General features: G+C 49.4%; 11 protein-coding genes. 8 read left to right on the top strand and 3 right to left on the bottom strand.

Annotated elements, in window-relative coordinates:
- Positions 1-81 precede the first annotated feature (81 nt).
- Complete coding sequence (locus L0Y31_RS13650; RefSeq protein ID WP_234733629.1) at positions 82-1,494, top strand: hypothetical protein; 1,413 nt, start codon at positions 82-84, stop codon at positions 1,492-1,494.
- Positions 1,495-1,573: 79 nt separating this feature from the next.
- Here L0Y31_RS13650 and rpiB read toward each other — a convergent pair whose 3' ends face one another.
- The gene (gene rpiB / locus L0Y31_RS13645; protein ID WP_234733628.1) at positions 1,574-2,008 is read right to left on the bottom strand and encodes a ribose 5-phosphate isomerase B; all 435 of its coding nucleotides are present in this window, start codon (positions 2,006-2,008) and stop codon (positions 1,574-1,576) included.
- Between the two features lie 154 nt (positions 2,009-2,162).
- On the opposite strand from rpiB, the gene L0Y31_RS13640 reads away from it, so the two are divergent.
- Positions 2,163-2,960, top strand: a complete 798-nt coding sequence (locus tag L0Y31_RS13640; RefSeq protein WP_234733627.1) for an LOG family protein — start codon at positions 2,163-2,165, stop codon at positions 2,958-2,960.
- 47 nt (positions 2,961-3,007) lie between these two features.
- Here L0Y31_RS13640 and L0Y31_RS13635 read toward each other — a convergent pair whose 3' ends face one another.
- Complete coding sequence (locus L0Y31_RS13635) at positions 3,008-3,991, bottom strand: ComEA family DNA-binding protein (RefSeq protein WP_234733626.1); 984 nt, start codon at positions 3,989-3,991, stop codon at positions 3,008-3,010.
- Positions 3,992-4,125: 134 nt separating this feature from the next.
- On the opposite strand from L0Y31_RS13635, the gene L0Y31_RS13630 reads away from it, so the two are divergent.
- Positions 4,126-5,640: a glycine--tRNA ligase gene (locus tag L0Y31_RS13630; RefSeq protein WP_234733625.1), complete on the top strand. Its 1,515-nt coding sequence runs from the start codon at positions 4,126-4,128 to the stop codon at positions 5,638-5,640.
- A gap of 83 nt (positions 5,641-5,723) precedes the next feature.
- Positions 5,724-6,167: an SRPBCC family protein gene (locus L0Y31_RS13625; RefSeq protein WP_234733624.1), complete on the top strand. Its 444-nt coding sequence runs from the start codon at positions 5,724-5,726 to the stop codon at positions 6,165-6,167.
- Between the two features lie 49 nt (positions 6,168-6,216).
- Here the strand turns inward: L0Y31_RS13625 and L0Y31_RS13620 are convergent, their stop codons facing one another.
- A complete protein-coding gene (locus L0Y31_RS13620; protein WP_234733623.1) occupies positions 6,217-9,615 on the bottom strand; it encodes a DUF5689 domain-containing protein in 3,399 nt (1,132 codons plus the stop codon).
- Positions 9,616-9,850: 235 nt separating this feature from the next.
- Here L0Y31_RS13620 and L0Y31_RS13615 point away from each other — a divergent pair, with 235 nt between their 5' ends.
- The 4 genes from L0Y31_RS13615 to L0Y31_RS13600 all read left to right on the top strand — a co-directional run bounded on the left by L0Y31_RS13615 (position 9,851) and on the right by L0Y31_RS13600 (position 14,156).
- The gene (locus L0Y31_RS13615; RefSeq protein ID WP_234733622.1) at positions 9,851-11,098 is read left to right on the top strand and encodes a dicarboxylate/amino acid:cation symporter; all 1,248 of its coding nucleotides are present in this window, start codon (positions 9,851-9,853) and stop codon (positions 11,096-11,098) included.
- A gap of 176 nt (positions 11,099-11,274) precedes the next feature.
- The gene (locus L0Y31_RS13610) at positions 11,275-11,697 is read left to right on the top strand and encodes a hypothetical protein (protein ID WP_234733621.1); all 423 of its coding nucleotides are present in this window, start codon (positions 11,275-11,277) and stop codon (positions 11,695-11,697) included.
- Between the two features lie 197 nt (positions 11,698-11,894).
- Positions 11,895-12,809 carry an ABC transporter ATP-binding protein gene (locus L0Y31_RS13605; protein ID WP_234733620.1) on the top strand — a complete coding sequence of 305 codons (915 nt, stop codon included), beginning with the start codon at positions 11,895-11,897 and terminating at the stop codon, positions 12,807-12,809.
- Positions 12,810-12,821: 12 nt separating this feature from the next.
- Positions 12,822-14,156 carry an ABC transporter permease gene (locus L0Y31_RS13600; RefSeq protein WP_234733619.1) on the top strand — a complete coding sequence of 445 codons (1,335 nt, stop codon included), beginning with the start codon at positions 12,822-12,824 and terminating at the stop codon, positions 14,154-14,156.
- Positions 14,157-14,175 lie beyond the last annotated feature (19 nt).

Here is a 14,175-nt window from a genome sequence, read left to right as displayed (position 1 = left end):
CGTACTTTATTCGACTTCTTCGGGCAGAAGCTGTAATTTCGTTGCCAGTTCGCTGGATAACCGGCTTAATCGAATACTCCATTGCTAAGTTTCTTCCGTGTAAACGCCATTTCCCAGCTAATTAGTCTGTTGGCGTTGCTGGTCCTGATTCGGCTGCCGTTTTTGCTAGCCTCTCCACCCCTGCTCATGCCCGAACTAAACTGGATGCTCGTGGGGGAACAAATCAGCCAGGGTCAGTTGCTCTACCGTGATATCTGGGACAGTATCAGCCCTTTATCGGCCATTATTTATTGGTTGATGGACGTGATGTTTGGTCGCTCCCAGACGGCTTACTACATCGCGGGAACGGCTGTCGCCAGCTTCCAGATTTTTTACTTCAACTACATCATGAATGCCCGCGACGTGTACCCGGACAATACCTACATTCCGGGACTTCTGTACGCGCTCTTTCTAAATATGTCGTTCGATTGCAGCACCCTTTCGCCGATGCTGCTTTCGACAACGTTTCTTTTGCTGGCTTTCGGGACTCTGATTAAACAGATGGAGCGGCACGGAGCCACCGACGACGTGTTTGAAGTGGGCTTCTACATCAGCCTGGCAACGCTGTGTTATCTTCCGTCTGCCCTGTTCATTATCTGGGCGATTCTGTCGCTGCTGTTGTATTCGGGGGCTAGCTTCCGGCAGCATTCGCTGTCTATTTTTGGCTTTATCTTTCCGATTCTCCTAACCGTTCTATACTATTACCTCAACGACAGTCTGGAGGATTTTAACCGCAATCTGCTGGCTTCGGTTTTTCGCGTCCGTCAGTATAACCTCACTGATTTCCAAACTCTATTCGCCTCGCTTTTTCTACCGCTGGCAATGGGCGTTCTGGGTTTTTTAACCCTTTTCCGGCAAACAACCCGCTACGTTAACTTTCAGCAACGTTGTCAGCAAATCATGATGATCTGGGTATTGACGGGGTTTCTTTCCATTGTGCTCATGCCTTTTCTGGCGCCCATGATGTTTATTGGGTTTATCCCGGCGCTCAGCTTCTTCTCGGCCATTTATTTTCAGAGTTTCAGAAAGCACTGGATGGCCGAAATGATCTTTATCGGTGTTTTTGTACTGATGCTCATTATTCTTTATCAGGGAGCGCTCCGGCTGGTTCCCCGGCTTGGACTTGGCCGTTTGACGGCCTTGCAGGTAAAAGAATCCCCCGTTACCCGGCACATTCAAAACGAAAAAATTCTGGTCATCGGGCAAGATCTTAGTGCGTATCGGTATAACCAGGTTGCCACCCCTTATCTAAACTGGGACTTAGCCAAATACGACCTGCGCAATCTGGATAGTTACGAAAGTGTGATCAGCGTCTATGATCAGTTTCGCAAAGATCCACCCAACTACATCATCGACCGGGAAAACATCATCGATAAGCTCTTTCAACGCGCACCCGCTTTGGCAGCCAAGTACGAAAAAACGGCCACGGCTGGAGTTTATAAAAAGAAAGAGTGAAAGAAGTAAAGAGCGAAAGAGCGATGATAGCTTGCTCACACTCGTTCGCTCAATTACTCTTTCTCTCTCTCACTCTTTGTTAACAGCTCATTTTGCCAACTCGCCGTTGGTGCCGACCGCCTTCGAATTCTGTAGCTAGAAATACTTTTACGCATTCCAGCGCCACTTCCGGAGACACGAAGCGTTCGGGTAAACACAGTACGTTGGCATTGTTGTGCTGCCGAGCCAGCGCCGCCAACTCGGGTAGCCAGCAAAGCGCCGCCCGGATGCCCTGGTGTTTATTCGCCGTGATAGCCACGCCATTTCCACTTCCGCAAACCAGAATTCCCTGGTCAAACTGCCCGGATTCCACCGCCGTCGCTACCGGGTGCGCAAAGTCCGGATAGTCCGTTGATTCTTCCGTGTACGTTCCAAAATCCCGCACCTGATACCCTTCTTTTTCGAGATACGCAACGAGCTCCTGTTTATAAGCAAACCCAGCGTGGTCTGCCCCAATCGCAATAGAGGATTTCATAATTTTTTAGCTAAACAACTGAAACTTTCCCTACAAATATATGTTATTTCTATCCGGCCTCTTTTAAGAGCGGTTTGGGCGCCCCAAAAGGGCCTTATTTTTTTAATAAAACAAAGTAACGCATAAAGTTCCCACCATAGGAATAACAAATTAAATGGAAGCAGAAAATCCAATACAACGATCAGAGGCACAGGAAGTTTCTCAGATCCAAAAAGACCTCCCCAAGCGTGACGAATTGCTGCTCACGGCCGACGAACAACGCATCAAAGAAGCTTTCCAGGACCGCAACTGGAATGAAATTAAAAGTGCCGACTCGTGGGTTATCTTCAAAGTGATGGCTGAGTTTGTGGAAGGCTTTGATAAACTGGCTAAAATTGGCCCCTGCGTCTCGATTTTCGGATCGGCGCGGACCAAGCCAAACAACCCTTATTACCAGATAGCCGAAGACATTGCGGCGAAACTCGTGCGCCACGGCTATGGGGTCATCACGGGCGGTGGACCGGGGATTATGGAAGCCGGTAACAAAGGTGCTTTCGAGCAGGGCGGAAAATCGGTGGGTCTAAACATCAAACTCCCCTTTGAACAGGACAGCAACATCTACATTGATCCAGACAAAAATATCAATTTTGACTTTTTCTTTGTTCGGAAGGTTATGTTTGTCAAATACGCGCAGGGGTTTGTGGTTTTGCCCGGCGGTTTTGGAACGCTCGACGAATTATTTGAGTCATTAACCCTGATTCAAACGAAAAAAATCGCTCGTTTCCCGATTGTGCTCGTTGGCCGGACGTTCTGGCAAGGCTTAATTGACTGGATTGAAGGCACTATGCTCGGCGTAGAACACAACATTAGTCCAAACGACATGAAATTGATCTCAATCGTTGATACGCCAACCGAAGCCGTTGCCGCGATTGACGATTTCTATACCAAATACAACCTGAAGCCTAATTTCTAAGCGCAGGTTTTTCGAGAGCTTTAACTAGAAAGACTTTTCAGCACTTTTTAGTTAAAGCTTAAATAAGGCTTTAATCTTTCGATTATGGCCACATCCAGCACGCGAATTGAACGCAAATCATCCGCTGATTTAAAAGGCCCGTGCTGGTCCCGGTAACGGACAAGGATCTCCGCCTGGCGCTTCGACAAATACACGTGTTTATCCAGTTCCGCAACAGATGCCGTATTGATCGCTAGCTTTCTGGCAGGCGTCAGAATACGCCCATACGTCTGCAATTCAGCTACGACGAGGGAATCCAGGCCAAAAATCTCACGATATTGCTCCGTAGACACAAAGCCGCCCAAAGCATCTCGAAACTTGACAATGCGACCCGCTAGTTTAGACCCAATCCCTTTTAGCTGAATCAACTGCGTTGTATCGGCACTATTGACATCAAAGGGCTGAATGGCTGGCTTTGCCGGTCGGTCGTACGGTGCTGATTTAGCATAAGCTTGCTCGCGTTTGGCTGGAAGCGATTCCTGAGAAAACGCCCGGGAGTTATTGGACTGGGTTTGCCCGGGTTCCAGCACAATATAAGCCTCCAACTTTTTGTAAAGATCGGGCGGGAAGTCATAAATCCGCAGCAGATCTTCTTTCTTCCGAAACTGCCCTCCCTTGCTTCGGTAGCGAATTACCCGCTCCGCCAGCCACCGTGGTAAACCCAAGCGCTGCCAGCTTTCGAGATCGGTGTTATTTGGGTTAAACGCAAACAGCGTCATCTTGACGGGTTCTGACACTGCCATTTCCGAAGCCTGCGGTTTGGCGTAATAGGGTTTGGGCTTTGCTTTTTCGGCCTCCAGTACGGCGAGTAGGCTGTCGAGCGTGGGCTGGTCAAGGGTTGTGCTGGGCGGCGGAAGGGGCGTCAGCCAGCGGTAAAACCAGGGTATCAATAAAATACAGGAAAGCAAAACCAGCAAGGCAACAAAGCCCCGTGCTTCGCGGTGAGAGAATCCAAAATAATCGCGGATGGTGGGCAAAAAACTTTTAAACATAGCGCATCAGCCTTTAGGTATTACCTTTGACTAAGCGCCTTGATCGAGGTAACGCTCGCCGGTGGCGAATTAATTTACGCATAGGCAGAACGAAAGGCGCATATTGGTCTATCTTTCTTATTTTTGCGCCCACTATGGAAGGATCTACCAAACAAGCGTCGGCTGCCAGCGCACCCGCAACTTCACTACAAGATATTATTGCCCACGCTAAGGAATACGGCTTTGTGTTCCCTTCGAGCGAAATTTATGATGGCTTACAGGCTGTTTATGACTACGGTCAGAACGGGGTTGAGCTTAAAAATAACCTGAAAACGCTGTGGTGGAAGGCCATGACGCAGCTTCATGACAACGTGGTTGGCATTGACGCGGCGATCTTCATGCACCCGCTGACGTGGAAGGCTTCGGGCCACGTTGATTCGTTCAACGATCCGATGATTGACAACCGCGATTCCAAAAAACGGTACCGCGCCGACCAACTCATTGAAGGAAAAGCTGAACAGTATGAACTGGCTGGCGATACCGAACGCGGACAGGCATTGCGCGATGAATTAGGTCGCTTGCAGAGCGCCGACGATATGGAGGGTTTACGGAACCTCATTATCGCTGAAGGAATCAAAGATCCGGTTTCAGGTACCGATAACTGGACCGAAGTTCGCCAGTTCAACCTGATGTTCTCGACACAGGTGGGTTCGGTTGCCGAGGATGCCAGCCTTATTTACCTCCGTCCCGAAACGGCCCAGGGAATTTTTGTTAACTTCCTGAATGTCCAGAAAACGGGTCGGATGAAGATTCCGTTTGGAATTGCCCAGATTGGAAAGGCATTCCGAAACGAGATCGTAGCCCGGCAATTCACCTTCCGGATGCGTGAGTTCGAACAGATGGAAATGCAGTTTTTCGTCCGTCCTGGTACCGAAATTGAGTGGTACGAACGCTGGCGTGATACGCGGATGAAGTTCCACCAGGCGCTGGGTCTACCCGCCGAGAAGCTGAAATTCCACATTCACGAGAAGCTGGCCCACTACGCTAACGCCGCCGTGGATATTGAATATCAATTCCCGTTTGGCTTCCGGGAAATGGAAGGCATCCACTCACGGACGGATTTTGACCTGAAATCGCACCAGGAATTAAGCCGTAAAAAGCAGCAATATTTCGACAATGACGTTGATCCGGCAACGGGCAAACCGTTCGGTAACTACATTCCGTACGTGGTGGAAACCTCCGTTGGTGCCGACCGTCTGTTCCTGGCAACGTTCTGCAACGCATTCACGAAAGAAACCGTTGGCGAAGGCGAGGCTCAGAAAGAGCGTACCTATCTGAAACTGCATCCGGCCCTGGCTCCGGTGAAAGTCGCGGTCTTCCCACTGGTTCGGAAAGATGGCTTACCCGAAAAAGCAGAGCAGGTCGTTAAAGCGCTCCGCAGCGAATTCCGCGTGGTTTACGAAGAACGTGATGCCATCGGCAAACGCTACACCCGTCAGGATTTAATTGGGACGCCGTTCTGTATTGCCGTGGATTACCAAACGCTGGAAGACGATACGGTTACCATCCGCTACCGCGACACTACAGAGCAGCAACGGGTTTCCATCGCTGAGTTAAAGCAAAAAATCGGTTACGAAGTTTCTATGGAACGCATTCTGGAACAATTGTAAGCCCTAAACGCTTCATTTTCACTAAAGCCCTGACCACTTCAGGGCTTTTTTTGTTATCATTCTGTATTACCCTGTTAACTCCCTTGAAACTAGTTGTAAGAACACAAGTAGAACAGCCATTACCGCAAGTCTGGGCGGGCTTTGACCAGCGCTTGTTCGACCAGCTTAATCCGCCTTTTCCGCCCGTTCGAGTGGTTCGCTTCGACGGTAGTCAAAAGGGCAATGTGGTTCATATCGAGCTAAATTTTTTGTTCTTTCGGCAGGACTGGATTAGTCTGATTACGGACCAGCAGGAAACTGACAAAGAGATTTTTTTTATCGATACAGGAAATAAACTGCCTTTTTTTCTCTCTTTCTGGCAGCACAAACACCGGCTTTTGCGGCAGGGCCATCAAACCATTATTGCGGATGAAGTTACGTATAAGACCCCTGGTGGCTGGCTAATGGACTGGCTTTTTTACCCCATTCTTTGGGCGCAGTTTGTTTACCGAAAACCCATTTACAAACGATATTTTGCCGCAAAATAAAAGCCGTCAGCGTTATGCTGACGGCTTTTTTATGGGTAGTATAACCTTCTTATTGCTTCAATATTTTGACTACCTGTTTTTTATCCGCCGCCGAAAGGTGAAGCAGATACAGGCCAGCCCCTTGACTTTGAACGGGCAACAAGATTTGTTCTGTTTGTCCAACTCCTTTTGCCTGCAATCTATGTACCGGTCGGCCATACAGATCGGTCAACTGAATATCGACAGTTATTCCAACCAGCGCCGTAAGCTGAATTTGAATCGCGTCCTTAACCGGGTTCTCCAAAACGGTTGCTACCCACGCCGTAGAACTAGCGTCGCTACCCAAGCGTGCATTGGCCTGGCAAAGGGTTGTAAAATACTGGTTGATAACCTGACCGCTCTGGCGAACTTCGACGTTAAACGTTGTCCCGTTTTGTTGCCAGGCAGGAACCGAAAAAGTCGAATTTGACGACCAGTCTCGCAGCCCCACAATCCGGTACTCAATCAGACTTCCGTTGCCGCCGGTTGCCTTCACGTCCAACCGACCACTCGGGCACTGATAGTCAATGCCACTGATGGCCAACGCACCCGTCGGAGGCGGTGTTTGCTGACAAACCGTTGTGAACATCCGATTGAAAACCTGCCCATTCTGACGCACTTCTACATTGAAGGGCGTACCAGTGCGTTGCCAGGAAGGCACAAAGAACAAAGGATCTGCCGACCAGTCACGCAAGCCGATAATCCGATATTCTTTTGGCGCGTTGTTTCCGCCTGTTGTCTGCACCAATAAGCCGCCCGTTGCGCAGTCGTACGTAGGCTCCAGGATCGCAAGGCCCGTGCCAGGTTCCGGCGTTGTCCCGACTAAACTCAGGTCAAAACGCGCCACCACGGGAAGGTGGTCGGACGTGGTGTTTCCGTAGTCGGCGATGGTGGTGAACGGAATCCCAACTCCAGCTGAGCCAGCCACATAAGCTGGCGTTAACTCGTTGGAAACCAGAATCTGGTCGATTACGTTGTCGCTCGTTAGATACGTCCGGAAACCATTGTCGCTCAACGAACGCGTCACGAATGTATACCGCGCCTGATCATCCACGAATTGCTTGTAGGTTGATTCTGTTGATGGAATTGATGCTTCGGTAGCCACCGTGAAGTCGGTATCATCGTTGAAGTCACCGGCAACAATCAACCAATCATTCGGAAATTGCGCATTGAGCGAATCGTAAAGCACCTGTGCATCGTACTTGCGACGCAGGTAACTATCTGGCTGCGTTGTATTGGCTTTGGCGTGGAGACCAACGATATTCAGGCGTTTCTGCGTTCCGTTCACCGTTGTATTGAACGTCCACATATACGGATAACGGCCTGATGCCCAGAAATTTTCTGGTTCCGTTGGGTAATTGGCCAAAGGCTGCGCTTTTTCGAGTAAAGGCCGCTGCGATACGAGCGACAACACATCTGGCTTATACAAGATACAAACCCGCTGCGCATCGTCAGGGACGGTCGTAGGCGTGGCCGGATTAGGCGGCAATTCGTGTCCTGGATTGTTCGAGACAAAAGGTGAACAATTGCCTTGATAACCGGGTAAGCCAGCCAGCAGCCGAGTAATTGCGTCGGCTGACGAGATTTCTTGCAGCACAATGACATCCGATTGCAGCCCACTTAATACCGAAATAGCATTCTGAAACTGCAAGTTTTCGTTCGTCGGTCCATTGCCCGTATTCCCAAGCCATTCGATATTCCAGGCAGCTACGTCCAGCGTCCGACCCCGGTCGATGTTACCGCCACCCAGTACATAAGGAGCGGTGCTAGGTACATCCTGCGTAAAGCGAGGCTGCAATTGCAGATCGGTTCGGAAGCGGCCCACGATTCCTGTAATGCTGGCCGGCCCTGAGGGGTTGGTATTGCCGGGTAGGTTGGTAAACCGCACGGACCGAATTTGCGCCGAACCGCTGCCATCCGATAAATCATAATTAGCATCTGGCGTAAAGACAAAGACCGGATTAGGTGCCGAAACTGTTGTTAGCGGACGAACCTGCGCATTGTCGATGGCTACTAACTGGCCTTCATAATTGGCCAACTGCGCCACACTTACCTTTTTCGGAACCGGGGCCCCTTTGGGTCCAACGTTGGTAAAGGTCACCGTTCCGCCCACTTGCTTGAGCTGATTAAACGAACCAATGGTCCCGCCGGTAATCTGTACGGAATCGCCAATCTGAACGCCGTTGGCAAAACTTTGCGAAAATATAGCGATACCGCCCGTAGCGTCCTGAATAAAAGCGGTGGTTCCAAACTGGTTGCTGGCCGTCACGCGACCGGCAATTCGACCGCCTGTTACGGCGGAAAGTGGCGTATTGTCGGGTTTAGAACGTGCTTCGGCAATAGTGCCAATTCCGGTTCCTGTTCCCTGCGTAACGGTCCCACTAACCGGAAAGCCAATGGTGTTGCCCCGGAACCGATGCAGAATCGACCCACTGTAAGGTCCTACGGCGTCGCCCTTCAGACGAACATTGACGGTCACCGTTCCCGCCGCACCGAAGCGAGTTCCGGGCAGCGTCTCGCTAGCTTTATACCCATTACCCAGGTCAACTTCAAAGCCTGTTGGGGGCGTAACGGTCAAGTCATCCGATGGACCAAAATTAGTGCCGCTGATAACGTAACTCTGCGGAGCGGAAGGCGTACCCGAAGTGGTTGTAAAAGACCGAAAACCATTCGTCTGAATGGCAATGGCTGGCGCGCCCGTAACCGGCGCATTCACGGATACACTTAAGTCGTCAATGGACAGACCATGATCGCTGCCGCTGTGGTCAGGATCAAACCAGCGCAGCATGATTTCGCTGCCATTGGCCACAGAAAGACCAGTAATCGTAAACGTTTTTGCCTGCCGATTAGCGGCCAGGTTTCCATCCAGCGCGGCGGCGGTTCCACCCGTAACCGGACTGGTAAAAGCAAGATCGGGGACAGCCGTATAGCCTGTAGGTACTTCTCCCCCACCGGGTTCGGTTGAGGTGATTTCGGTGGTCGCAACACGATACGCGAAAGTAATCGTCTGAGCCGCAGCCCCGGCATTGCGCCATTGCTCGCCCACGTAAGCCACCGTCAGAGACGTAATGGCAGCTCCAGTCTGGTTTTTCACGCGTAAACCATAGGTAAAATCACCGGCTGCCGCATTTCCCGAGCCCACGCTGCCCAGGGCCCGATCTTCGGTAGCCCCGTAGCTATACAGGTTTCCGGCGTTGGATGACCCGTTGTTTGCCACGATCGTAGTGCCCGTTCCTGTTCGTTCGGCATACAGGCCGGCGACGGTACTGTTCTGGGCAAAAGGCGCGGATGCTGTGGCGGGAAGCGTGTTAAAATTCTGGCTGTAGGTCAGTGCACCAGACGTCAATGAAACCTGAGCAACCGCCCCGCGCAGGCCGATTACGAGCAGTCCCAAAAGCCAGTAACGAATTGAGTGTAGTGTTGTTATCATAAGTATGGATTGTAGCAGATCAAAACTATTAATTCTAAGTTGTCAACCTGTTAAGAAACGGTTATTTAAGCGATAAATCTATTAAAAGGAATTGGATTCGTTTGTTTTTAAACCTCCTTGTCCGCCTAAGCTATTAGAATCGGTAAATCGTCTATTATCTGAACTGCTGCACGGTTTCTAAAATTTCATCCTATTTTTGTAAGATACGACTGCTGAATTTTCCAACCGTATCTGCATGAAACTAAACATCACAACTAAAATCGTCATTGGCTTTGCGCTTGGTGTTATTTTAGGACAAATCCTGCACAGCACCACGGATGCTGCAAACGCCGCTGCTATTGGCGATAAATTTCAACTCGTTAGCAAAGTATTTTTGAAGCTGATCAAAATGATCATTGGCCCGCTGGTGTTTTCGACGCTGGTCGTTGGGATTGCCAAACTGGGTGATTTCGGCGTGGTGGGCCGCATCGGCATTAAAACACTGGCTTACTTTTACTTTGCTACAATTCTTTCCCTGATCGTTGGACTGGTGGTCGTTAATGTAACCCGCCCGGGTGAAATTCAAAGCTGGCCGCGCCCTGCCGCAGGCACCAGTATTGGTATTGAAGGTAAAAAACTAAACAGCATTGAAGACTTTGTGCTGCATATCTTTCCGGATAGCGCTTTCCGGGCTTTGGCCGAAAACGAAATCCTCCAGATTGTGGTCTTTTCCCTGTTTTTTGGGGTTGCGCTGGGAGCCATTGGAGACAAAGGCAAACCTTTACTGAAAGCCCTCGACGCTCTGAGTGAGCTTGTTTTCAAGATGGTGGGTTATGTTATGCAACTCGCTCCGTATGCGGTGCTAGGCGCAATGACCGCCGTTGTTGCCGCCAAAGGACTGGGCATTCTGGTTTCTTATGCTTATTTACTGCTGTGTTTCTACGGTGGTCTTTTGTTCTTTGTTTTCGTTATTCTGGCGACGATCTGTACGGTTATGCGGATTCCGTTCCTGAAGCTGATGGCCCAAATGAAAGACTCCCTGCTCTTATCGTTCAGTACGGCGAGTTCGGAGGCCTCGCTCCCGCAGCAGATCAAAGCCCTGGAAAGTTTTGGCATTTCGCCCCGCATCATTGGCTTTGTCTTGCCGCTGGGTTACTCGTTTAACCTGGATGGCTCCATGATGTACATGACCTTCGCCACGGGTTTTCTGGCCCAGGCTTACGGCGTTCCGCTGACGCTGGAGCAACAGATTCTGATGCTTTTAACCCTAATGGTTACGTCTAAAGGAATTGCTGGCGTACCACGTGCTTCACTGGTTGTTATCGCCGGAACCATGGCCTTGTTTGACCTTCCCGTAGAAGGACTGGCCCTAATTCTGGGCGTCGATCCCTTCCTGGATATGGGCCGGTCGGCGACTAGTGTGGCGGGAAATGCCGTTGCTACCTGCGTTATTTCAAAATGGGAAGGCGACCTGAAACCGAACCAGGCTATTCCAGTGGAATAATTTTACCAAATTAGATACGCTATTTTAGACCAGAAACCCGGCAGAAATAGCGTATCTACGCCTTATTATCAGAACAATTATTATTTATTTTTTCATGTTTCCATTGACTTTGATGCAGTAACCTTCTAGCTTAGCTAACTTGATAAGTACTCACCTAAGCTACGAAAATAACCACAATGGCTCACCAAGCGATTTTTGAACCAGAACTGGCTCCCCTCTTCATCGACAAAGCACCCATTCAGTTTTCGACTCCAGTCAAGCATTCGATTGTCAAATATGGGCCTTACGTACTGGCTATTTTGCTTCCGTTCTGCTTGCTGGCGCTGATCCTGAGTGGAAATATGGCGACACTGCGCCTATTTACGCTTCATCTGGAAACCAACATTAGTTTGCTTGTTTTGCTCCTTAGCCTCTGCCTTGGTATTACTGCCATTCCCGGCCTTTTCCGTCGGACACGCAGCAGCTGGACTAAACTCTACTGGGCCGAGCTGATTTACTGCCTGAGCGCAATCATCGAAATGGATTTTGGGGGCCTGCTGTTAACTTTTTCAGTAGGCTTTTATATTTTATTCCAGATACGCTCTTATTTTCATTCTTGAGTTATTTATTCCCCGCTGTGAACGAAGCTATCTTTTATTTGGTGGCTTGTCCTTTCTCTTCTTACTGCGGTAAGCCGGACGATTTTGCCTTTCATGGATTCGACCGTCTGTATCTACTTACTGGTAGCTCATCACAAAACCCGTCTTTTAACCACGCAAACGGATACATTTGGGTTAAATGACCTAAACAAACAAGCATGAACATTCTGGAAACTCATGGCATTGTTAAGCAATATGCCCAACACCGGGCTCTTGACGATGTCAGTATTAACATTCCGCGTGGCTGTATTTTTGGGCTACTTGGCCCGAACGGTGCCGGGAAAACGTCCCTCATCCGCATTATCAACCAAATCACGGCACCCGATGAAGGACACGTGCTGTTTGCCGGCGAGCGCTTAGCCCCCAAACACATTAGCTGCATTGGTTATCTCCCCGAAGAGCGCGGTCTTTACAAAAAAATGAAAGTGGGCGATCAGCTTCTTTACCTGGCCCAACTCAAAGGCCTGAGCGAGAAGCAAGCCATGGAAAAGCTCAAAACCTGGTTTGTCAAATTTGATATTAAAACCTGGTGGGCTAAAAATGTGGAAGATCTCTCGAAAGGGATGCAGCAAAAGATTCAGTTTGTGGCGACCGTCATGCACGAACCCGATCTGATTATTCTGGATGAGCCATTCTCGGGCTTCGACCCCATCAACGCAAACCTGATTAAAGACGAAATTCTGGAGCTTCGCGAAAAGGGCAGCACCATCATTTTCTCGACCCACCGCATGGAATCCGTGGAGGAACTTTGCGACAACATCGCGCTGATCAACCGCTCCCATAAAATTCTGGACGGACCTAAGAAAGCCATCAAGGAACAGTTCAAGACGAACACGTACCGCGTTGAATACCAGGGCACACTTGATGATCTGAATCCTGCGTTTGTGGTTCTGAACAAGAAAAAGCTGGAAGATAACTTTGTACAGGCCGACATCCGAATCCCGCCCGATGCTGCCGTGAACGATCTTGTAAGGGAATTAATCAACCGGGTACCCGTGCGCTCATTCGGCGAGAATATTCCGTCCATGAACGATATTTTTATCAAAGCCGTCGGCGAAGTTCCAACGACCTAATCCCATTCCGATATGAACACAATTTTACTGATTATTAAACGCGAGTACTTAGTACGGGTCAAAAAGAAGTCATTTATCATCATGACGCTGATCGGCCCAATGCTGATTTTTGGGTTCTATGCCTTGGTTGGCTACTTAGCGGTAAGCTCCATTGAGCAGAAAAAAGTAGAAGTCATCGACGAAAGTGGTCTCTTTAAAAACAAGTTAAAAGACAGCGAATCTCTGAAATACAGCTACCCAGCTGCGTCCTTTGCGGAGGCAAAGAAAAACATGATCAAGAGCGATTACGACGTACTAGCGTATATTCCGGCGGACATCATGGAGAACCCGAAAACCCTGCAACTATTGGGCGAAAAGGGCGTTAGCTTCGAGTTGAAAAGTAAAATCGAAGGGGCCATCGAGCGCGAAATTGAAAGCATCAAGCTAACAAAAGCCGGTATTACGCGGGAAGTTCTGGAAGACGCCAAGGTAAACGTCGATTCTGAAACCATCAGCTTGAGTGCGGAAGGCGAAAAACAAAGCAGCGCCGGGGCCGCAGCCGTCATTGGCGGCATTTGCGCCTTTCTAATTTACATCTCGGTTATGATTTACGGGACGCAGGTTATGCGCGGTATTTTGGAAGAAAAAACCAATCGGATTGTGGAAGTGATTATCTCTTCTGTGAAGCCGTTTCAGTTGATGCTGGGCAAGATCATTGGTGTTGCCTTGGTTGGTTTAACCCAATTTATGCTTTGGATTGTTCTTACCGTTGGCTTAACCTCTGCTGGTACGGCTTTTATTGGCAACAAACTATCGGCAAAAAACTCAGAAACGGCTCAAGTCCAGACCAATGGGGCCTTATCGACTGATCAGCAAGCCCTTCAGGCGGAGATGAGCAAGGCAGAAAACCCGGTTCTAGGCGTCATTAAATCGTTGCAGACACTGAATATTCCGCTTATTCTGGGTTGCTTTTTGTTTTATTTTCTGGGTGGTTACTTACTCTACAGTGCCTTGTTTGGCGCTATTGGAGCGGCCGTGGACAGCGAAACGGATACGCAGCAGTTTATGATGCCGATTATGCTTCCGATCATTTTCTCCTTTGTCATTGCCCAGTTTGTCCTCCGCGATCCCAATGGAGCGTTGGCCTTCTGGACCTCGATCATTCCGTTTACCTCCCCGATTATTATGATGGTGCGTATTCCAATGGGCGTTCCGGCCTGGGAGCTGATTCTGTCGATGGTGTTGCTCATTATGGGCTTTGTTGGAACCACCTGGCTGGCATCCCGCATCTACCGCGTGGGCATTCTGATGTATGGTAAAAAGGTGACGTACAAAGAATTATCCAAGTGGATCTTTTATAAAGCGTAACCAAAAGTAAGCAGAAAGA

Origin of the sequence: Tellurirhabdus bombi (genome assembly GCF_021484805.1) — a bacterium.
Taxonomy (GTDB): Bacteria; Bacteroidota; Bacteroidia; order Cytophagales; family Spirosomataceae; genus Tellurirhabdus; species Tellurirhabdus bombi.
The sequence above is the reverse complement of the archived record's forward strand: the minus strand, read 5'-3'. Positions and strand labels throughout refer to the sequence as shown.

Bases quoted from the DNA above. Each gene is read 5' to 3' on its own strand.
- L0Y31_RS13620 (WP_234733623.1), bottom strand. From the start codon at position 9,615: ATGATAACAACACTACACTCAATTCGTTACTGGCTTTTGGGACTGCTC.
- L0Y31_RS13610 (WP_234733621.1), top strand. From the start codon at position 11,275: ATGGCTCACCAAGCGATTTTTGAACCAGAACTGGCTCCCCTCTTCATC.
- L0Y31_RS13640 (WP_234733627.1), top strand. From the start codon at position 2,163: ATGGAAGCAGAAAATCCAATACAACGATCAGAGGCACAGGAAGTTTCT.
- L0Y31_RS13605 (WP_234733620.1), top strand. From the start codon at position 11,895: ATGAACATTCTGGAAACTCATGGCATTGTTAAGCAATATGCCCAACAC.
- L0Y31_RS13635 (WP_234733626.1), bottom strand. From the start codon at position 3,991: ATGTTTAAAAGTTTTTTGCCCACCATCCGCGATTATTTTGGATTCTCT.
- L0Y31_RS13630 (WP_234733625.1), top strand. From the start codon at position 4,126: ATGGAAGGATCTACCAAACAAGCGTCGGCTGCCAGCGCACCCGCAACT.
- L0Y31_RS13600 (WP_234733619.1), top strand. From the start codon at position 12,822: ATGAACACAATTTTACTGATTATTAAACGCGAGTACTTAGTACGGGTC.
- rpiB (WP_234733628.1), bottom strand. From the start codon at position 2,008: ATGAAATCCTCTATTGCGATTGGGGCAGACCACGCTGGGTTTGCTTAT.
- L0Y31_RS13615 (WP_234733622.1), top strand. From the start codon at position 9,851: ATGAAACTAAACATCACAACTAAAATCGTCATTGGCTTTGCGCTTGGT.